Source organism: Pseudomonas sp. GW704-F2 (assembly GCF_059423025.1).
The window spans coordinates 21892-28581 of sequence record NZ_JBWKXO010000056.1 but is presented as its reverse complement, the minus strand read 5'-3'; the positions used below and the strand labels follow the sequence as shown (position 1 = coordinate 28581).

7 protein-coding genes are annotated in these 6690 nt (G+C 64.9%); all 7 read right to left on the bottom strand.

Annotated features, from left to right (window positions below; all coding sequences use genetic code 11):
- A partial coding sequence (dmpG, locus tag AC07W0_RS28410) for a 4-hydroxy-2-oxovalerate aldolase (protein WP_046486454.1) occupies positions 1-590 on the bottom strand: 590 nt, incomplete at its 3' end.
- 10 nt (positions 591-600) lie between these two features.
- Positions 601-1542 carry an acetaldehyde dehydrogenase (acetylating) gene (locus AC07W0_RS28405; RefSeq protein WP_207255205.1) on the bottom strand — a complete coding sequence of 314 codons (942 nt, stop codon included), beginning with the start codon at positions 1540-1542 and terminating at the stop codon, positions 601-603.
- Positions 1539-3398, bottom strand: coding sequence for a feruloyl-CoA synthase (locus tag AC07W0_RS28400; RefSeq protein WP_017847313.1), 1860 nt, complete (start codon positions 3396-3398; stop codon positions 1539-1541). Before AC07W0_RS28400 ends, AC07W0_RS28405 begins: the two co-directional genes overlap by 4 nt.
- Positions 3399-3506: 108 nt before the next feature.
- On the bottom strand, positions 3507-4289 hold the full coding sequence (locus tag AC07W0_RS28395; RefSeq protein ID WP_102618764.1) for a 2-keto-4-pentenoate hydratase: 783 nt from the start codon (positions 4287-4289) through the stop codon (positions 3507-3509).
- 29 nt (positions 4290-4318) lie between these two features.
- A complete protein-coding gene (locus AC07W0_RS28390) occupies positions 4319-5290 on the bottom strand; it encodes an NAD(P)H-dependent flavin oxidoreductase (RefSeq protein ID WP_017847311.1) in 972 nt (323 codons plus the stop codon).
- 42 nt (positions 5291-5332) lie between these two features.
- A complete protein-coding gene (gene hcaB, locus AC07W0_RS28385) occupies positions 5333-6145 on the bottom strand; it encodes a 3-(cis-5,6-dihydroxycyclohexa-1,3-dien-1-yl)propanoate dehydrogenase (protein ID WP_017847310.1) in 813 nt (270 codons plus the stop codon).
- 10 nt (positions 6146-6155) lie between these two features.
- Positions 6156-6686, bottom strand: a complete 531-nt coding sequence (locus AC07W0_RS28380; RefSeq protein ID WP_017847309.1) for a 3-phenylpropionate/cinnamic acid dioxygenase subunit beta — start codon at positions 6684-6686, stop codon at positions 6156-6158.
- Between the last annotated feature and the right edge of the window lie 4 nt (positions 6687-6690).

The following is a 6690-nucleotide window of genomic DNA, read 5'->3' as shown; positions in this document are numbered from 1 at the left end:
TGCATGCCGGTTTCGGTTTCCGGCTTGAGCACGGCCTTGAACGCACGGAAGCGATCACGGATGTCCTGCATGTTCATCGCGCCGCCGGAGTCGGCCATGTACACGCAGGTCGCGCCGTAGCTTTCCATCAGCTTGGCCTGGGCGGCGAGCTGCTCGGCCGGGATCATGTGGCTCATCATCAGGAAGCCGACGGTGTCCATGCCCAGTTCGCGGGCGTATTCGATGTGCTGTCTGGAGACGTCGGCCTCGGTGCAATGGGTGGCGATCCGCACCACGCGGGCACCGGCGTTGTAGGCCGCCTTGAGGTCATGCACGGTGCCGATGCCGGGCAGCAACAGCGTGGTGATCTTGGCGTGGCTGATCACATCGGCGGCGGCTTCGATCCATTCCAGGTCGGTGTGCGCCGCGAAGCCGTAGTTGAAGCTTGAGCCTTGCAGGCCGTCGCCGTGGGCGACTTCGATCGAGTCGACCTTGGCCTTGTCCAGGGCGCGGGCGATGTCCTGCACGTTTTGCAACGAATACTGATGACGCACCGCGTGGCTGCCGTCGCGCAGGGTCACGTCGGAGATGTAGATTTTCTTACCGTTCATGTCGCTCTCCTCAGGCCTGTTGCATCGACTGCGCCATGCGCTCGGCGGTGGCCAAGGCTGCGGAGGTCATGATGTCGAGGTTGCCGGCGTAGGCCGGCAGGTAATGGGCGGCGCCTTCGACTTCGAGGAACACCGAGGTTTTCAGGCCGGAGAATTTGCCCAGGCCAGGAATGTTCAGCGGCGCATCTGCCGGAATCACGTCGAACTGCACGTTTTGCTTGAGGCGATAGCCCGGCACATAGGCCTGCACGGCCGCCGCCATCTCGACGATGGAGGCTTCGACCAGCGCCTGATCCGCCGCTTCGGACAGCACAAACACCGTGTCGCGCATGATCAACGGCGGCTCGGCCGGGTTCATCACGATGATCGCCTTGCCCTTGGCCGCGCCGCCGATGACTTCGATGGCCTTGGACGTGGTTTCGGTGAATTCGTCGATGTTGGCGCGGGTGCCGGGCCCGGCGGATTTACTCGCGATCGAGGCGACGATCTCGGCGTAATGCACCTTGGCCACCCGCGACACCGCGGCGACCATCGGGATAGTCGCCTGGCCGCCGCAGGTGACCATGTTGACGTTGAGCTGATCGAGGTTCTGCTCCAGGTTCACCACCGGTACGCAGTACGGGCCGATGGCTGCTGGCGTCAGGTCGATCAGGCGGATGCCGGGCTTGATCGCGCGCAGGAACGCATCGTTCTGCACATGCGCGCCGGCTGAGGTGGCATCGAAGACGAAATCGATGTGCTGGAACACCTCCATGCGGGTCAGGCCTTCGACGCCTTCATGGGTGGTGGCCACGCCCATGCGCTGGGCGCGGGCGAGGCCGTCGGAGGCCGGGTCGATGCCGACCATGACCGCCATTTCCAGGTGTTTGGCGTTGCGCAGGATCTTGATCATCAGGTCGGTGCCAATGTTGCCGGAACCGATGATGGCGACTTTGAGTTTTGCAGGGTTCATACGGCTTCTCCGTAGACTTCAGCGAGGAGGATGACGCTGGGCTCGAGGCTGTCGGCGTACAGCCGCGTCACGGCCTCGGCGCGCAGGCTCAGCGCCATGCGCTGGTTGATGTAGCCTTTGTCGGTGATTTCGCCGTCGTTGAGGCTGGGCGGCGAATCGAGAATCACCAGGCGCATGGCATGTTGGGACGACGCCGGGAACTCCTTGGCCAGCGCCAGCAGCCCCGAACACAAGGCCAGGCGCACCTCGGACTGCATCGCCAGTTGTGCGCCGCTCATCTGTTGTCCGGCGGCACCGAGCAGATCGCGCAGGGCCGGGCTCGGGTAGATCAGCGCACCGATCACGTCGCGATCATGCCCACAGATCACGCAATCGCTGACGTAAGGCGCCAAGGCACTGACCAGGCGTGGACGCAGGGTGCCCACCGACACCCAGGTGCCGCTGCTGAGTTTGAAGTCTTCAGTCACCCGACCGTCGAACTGCACCCCCAACTCCGGCCGCTGCGGGTCGACCAAGCGCCCCGCGTCGCCAATGCGGTAGAAGCCCTCCTCATCGAACGCGGCCAGGCTGCTGACCGGGTCCTTCAGGTAGCGCGGGAACACCGACGGCCCGCGCACGCGCATCTCCAGCTTGTCGCCGCAGGGCACGAACTTGAGCTGCGTGCCCGGTACCGGCAGGCCGATGATGCCGGCCTTGTCGGCGGCGAAATGCACGTTGGTGACCACCGGCGACGTCTCGGTCGAGCCCCACTCGGTGGCAAAGAACAGCGGGGTGTCGCGGACCTTGGTGGCACACGCCGCCAGCCGCGCCCAACTGCTCTGGGGCAGCGCGGCAGCGGCGTAGAACAGCATGCGCAGACGCCCGAACAAAGCGCGCGCCAGTACCTCGTCGCGCTCGAGGTACGGCAGCAAGACCTCGTAGCCGCGCGGCACGTTGAAGTACAGGGTGGGTCGCACCGACTTGAGGTTTTCCACGGTGCGGTCGATTTGCCCCGGCAACGGCAGACCGTCATCGATGTACAAGGTGCCGCCGTTGCGCAGTACCAGGTTGAAGTTGTGGTTGGCGCCGAACACATGGCTCCAGGGCAACCAGTCGAGCACCACCAGTTCTTCGTGTTCAAGAAAGCGCCAGCACTGGGCAATCGCCTGCTGGTTGGCGCAGAGCATGCCGTGGGTATTGACCACCGCCTTGGGCGCACCGGTCGAACCGGACGTCATCAGGTAGCGCGCCGGGGTGTCGCCGTCGAGCCGTGCAAACGCTTGCATCACCGCTGGGCTTTCGGCCTTGTACAACAGCGGCAAGGCCAGCGCCCCGCGAATTTCCTGGGCGTTGCGCGCCGCCACCACCGGGCAATCCGGGTTGACCAACTCGATGGCACGGCAATAGGCATCGCCGTCGTTGACGAAAATCAGCGCCGGCTTGAGCACCTCGACAATCGCCTTGAGTTTGCTGCACCCGCTGCCGGTGTTGCGCGAGTACGCCACGGAAATCGTCGACACCGGGATGCCCACGTGCAGCGCCGCCAAGGTCAACAGCGCCTGGTCCAGATCGTTTTCCGAGAGCATCAGCAGCGGGCGCCCGGCCGGCAGATCCAGCTCGAGCAAGCCCTGGGCCAATGCCCCCACGCGCTGGCGCACCTGGGCATAGTTCAGGCTGAACCAGCCGGCGCCGCGCCGCTCGGCCAGGTAGGCACGCTGCGGTGTCTGCACCGCCCAGTGTTCGAGCCACTGCCCGATACAGCGCGCATAGGGCTGCAGGGGTTCGGGGGAACTCAGCACGAAGCTGCCGTCGGCTCGTGCCTCATACAGCACCTTGGCAGGGGCCAATTGGGTCGGATCATTGAAAAAATCGTACATTGCACGCCCTCGTGAATACGGCAGGCCATCAGCCCGCTGCTCACTCGTTTTATTGTTGTAATCGCCACCGGGTCGTCAGCCCGGTAGCAGGGTTGTTGCCTGCCGGCCTCAGCCGAAACGACAGCTCACTTCACCCAGGCGGGTGAGGCGCAAGCGCACGCCGTCGCCCGCCACCACCGGCACCATGGGCCCGAGCGCGCCCGACAACAGCACGTCGCCCGCCTGCAACGGGCGCCCGGTCAGGGCCATGGTGCGCGCCAGCCACAGCGCAGCGTCGAGTGGGTTGCCCATGCACGCGGCCCCCACGCCGATGGCCGCCTGGGCCGCGTTCTTCTCCAGCAGCATGCCTTCGAGCGCCAGGTCCAGGCCGCGCAGGTTGACAGGGGTCTTGCCCAGCACGTAGAGGCCTGATGAAGCGTTGTCGGCCACGGTATCGACCAGGGTGATCTTCCAGTCCTCGATCGCCGAGTCGACGATTTCCAGGGCCGGCAGCACATGGTCGACGGCGCGCAGCAATTCGCCCAGGGTCGTATCGGGGTGAGGGAGATCGCGCCCCAGGACGAAGGCGATTTCGCCCTCGACCTTGGGCTGGATCAGCCGGGTGCTGTCGATGGTCTCGCCATCGCGGTATTCCATGTCGGCGAACAGCATGCCGAAATCGGGCTGATCGACGCCCAACTGCTGCTGTACCGCCAGGGACGTCAGGCCGATCTTGCGCCCGCTCAGGCGCCGACCGGCAGCCAGGGCGGCCTGGGTGTTGATCTCTTGCACGGCGTAGGCGTCGTGCAACGACTGGATGTCGAAACGCTCGGAAATGCGTGGGCAAGGGCTGCGGCTCGACCGCGCCAGGGCCAGCGCAGCGGCGGCGGCCTGAAGGTTTTCGTGGTGCATGGGTTTGCTCCTGAACGGTTCTGGATGGCTCACAACTGACGTGCGCGGCTTTCGCGATACCCCTGGTGCAACTCGTCCACCAGTTGCGCCACGCTGTAGGTGCCGGTGATCTGGCCTACGCCCTGGCCGGCCGACCACACGTGTTTCCAGGCTTTGTTGGCAGTGGAGATGTCACCGGAAAAGTCGATGCTGGCGCGGTTTTCGGCGCTGGGGTCGATACCGGCCTTTTCCAGCGACGGCCGCATCCAGTTGGCAAGCACGCCGCTGACCGCCTTGGTGGTGGTCACGTCATCCAGCGAGCAGGCCACCAACATGTCGCGGTAGGCGGCTTCCACCAGGCTTTCATGGGCGGCAATCAGACGGGTTCCGACCAGCGAGAAATCGCAGCCCAATACCTGTGCCGCATGGATGTCGCGGCCGTTGGAAATCGCCCCGGCCAAGCCCAGAGGGCCGTCCCAGAACTGGCGCACTTCGGCGACGAAGGCGAACGGGTTGTAGCTGCCGGTATGCCCGCCCGCCCCGTTGCACACCAGGACCAGGCCATCGACGCCAGCGGCCACCGCCTTGCGCGCCAGTGCCGGGCTGATCACGTCGGCGATCACCACGCCGCCATAAGCGTGTACGGTTTCAAGGACGCGCTTGGGGCTACCCAGGGCGGTGGACACGATAGGCGGCTGATAACGGCGCACCAACTCGAGCTCGGCGTCGAAGCGGTCGTAGGTGCTGTGTACGATCATGTTGAGCATCCATGGCGCCCACTGCTCGCCGCGTTGCTGCGCCAGCTCACGCTCGCGGCTGATCTGCTCCAGCCATTCCTGCAATTGCTCGACCGTTCGCGCATTGGGCGCCGGAAGGCTGCCGACGATGCCGGCCTGGCAGCAGGCGGCCACCAGGGCCGGCCCCGACACCAGGAACATCGGCGCCGCGAGGACCGGGAGGTTGAGCCCGGCAAACAGGTTCAGGAGTTGCTGTTGCGGTGCACTCAGGCTTGTTCTTGTCATCACGCATCTCTCTTATTCTAGTTATCAAGGCGTCGGCCTGGCTCAGGCCTTGCGCGGCTTGGCTGCACCGGCACTGCGGATCTCCCAGCCGCCATCGCTGTGGATGATGTTCGCCGTGGTCAGGCCGGAATTTTCCCGCGAGGCCAACAGCACGTAGTGCCCGGTGTGGTCTTCGGGCTCGGCAATCCGTTGCAACGGCACCGCCTGCGCCGCACCGGCTTCGAAGCCCGGGATCTGGTTCAGCGGCACACTGCGGCTGTTCAAGCCTTCCAGGCTTTTCATCGGCGTGTTGGTCGCCCCCGGAGCCACGCCGTTGACGCGGATGTCCGGCGCCAGCTCGTAAGCCAGCTGGCGAATCATGCCCACCAACGCATGCTTGGCGGTGACGTAGAGAATGCCACCGCCGCCGGCATAAAAGGCACTGTTGGAGAGGGTAAAGATCATGCTGCCCCGGGTTTCGCGCAGTGCCTCGATCGAGGCTTGCGCGCCCAGCAGATAACCCTGCACGTTGGTGGCGAAGAGTTTCTGGAAGGCGCCCTCGAACTCTTCCGGGGCAATACGGTCCAGGCGCGTGAAATAATCGAACACGGCAGCGTTGCCGACGAAGGTGTCAAGCCTACCAAACGCCTCAAGGGTCGCCGCCACTGCACGCTGATTGTCCTGATACCGCGACACATCCCCCTCAATCGTGATGACCGCGTCGCCAAGCGTGTCAGCCAACGCGGCCAGTTGCGCCGCATCGCGGCCCATGACCGCGACGCGCGCGCCCTCGGCCACGTAACGACGGACGATGGCGCTGCCAATCCCGCCGGTACCGCCGGTGACCAATGCCACCTGCCCTTTTAACCAAGCCATATGCCAGCCCTCAGAGGAAGGTGTTGATGTTCTTGCACAGCAACATCGCGTTAGGGATCAGGATCTTGCGCTTGAGCAACTTGAGGCCGTCGGCCTCCAGGCGCAGTACATCCTCGCGCCGGCCGGCGATCTGGTGATGCTCGTCCAGGCCGCGGCTGCGCACGTTGATAAAGCACGAGTAGGCCAGGTATTCGCCCGGCGCCGGGCCGGCATACACTTCGATGTTGCTGATCAGGTGAACGTTGCGCGTCGGCGGGTTCTCGGCCCAGGCCGACGGCTGCTTGAAGCGTGCCACGCGGCGCTTGAGTTCGCGCATGCCGTCATCGAAGAAGGCCATGTGTTCCAGGCGATAGGGCCCGGATTTGTCCTCGCGGCGCCGGTTCTCGATGCCCGGCATCCAGTAGTGGATGGCTTCGCTGAGACCGTGCAGCCACGCGTCCCAGCATTCGCCGTCGAGCAGGCGCGCTTCGCGCAGCAAGAACTGTTCGACGCGGCGGGTTTCCTCGACTGAAACGAGGCTGTCCTGTTGTTCGTGTGTCATCTGG

Excerpts from the sequence above, each read along its gene's own strand:
- AC07W0_RS28405 (WP_207255205.1), bottom strand. The coding sequence starts at position 1,542 with ATGAACCCTGCAAAACTCAAAGTCGCCATCATCGGTTCCGGCAACATT.
- AC07W0_RS28400 (WP_017847313.1), bottom strand. The coding sequence starts at position 3,398 with ATGTACGATTTTTTCAATGATCCGACCCAATTGGCCCCTGCCAAGGTG.
- AC07W0_RS28395 (WP_102618764.1), bottom strand. The coding sequence starts at position 4,289 with ATGCACCACGAAAACCTTCAGGCCGCCGCCGCTGCGCTGGCCCTGGCG.
- AC07W0_RS28390 (WP_017847311.1), bottom strand. The coding sequence starts at position 5,290 with ATGACAAGAACAAGCCTGAGTGCACCGCAACAGCAACTCCTGAACCTG.
- hcaB (WP_017847310.1), bottom strand. The coding sequence starts at position 6,145 with ATGGCTTGGTTAAAAGGGCAGGTGGCATTGGTCACCGGCGGTACCGGC.
- AC07W0_RS28380 (WP_017847309.1), bottom strand. The coding sequence starts at position 6,686 with ATGACACACGAACAACAGGACAGCCTCGTTTCAGTCGAGGAAACCCGC.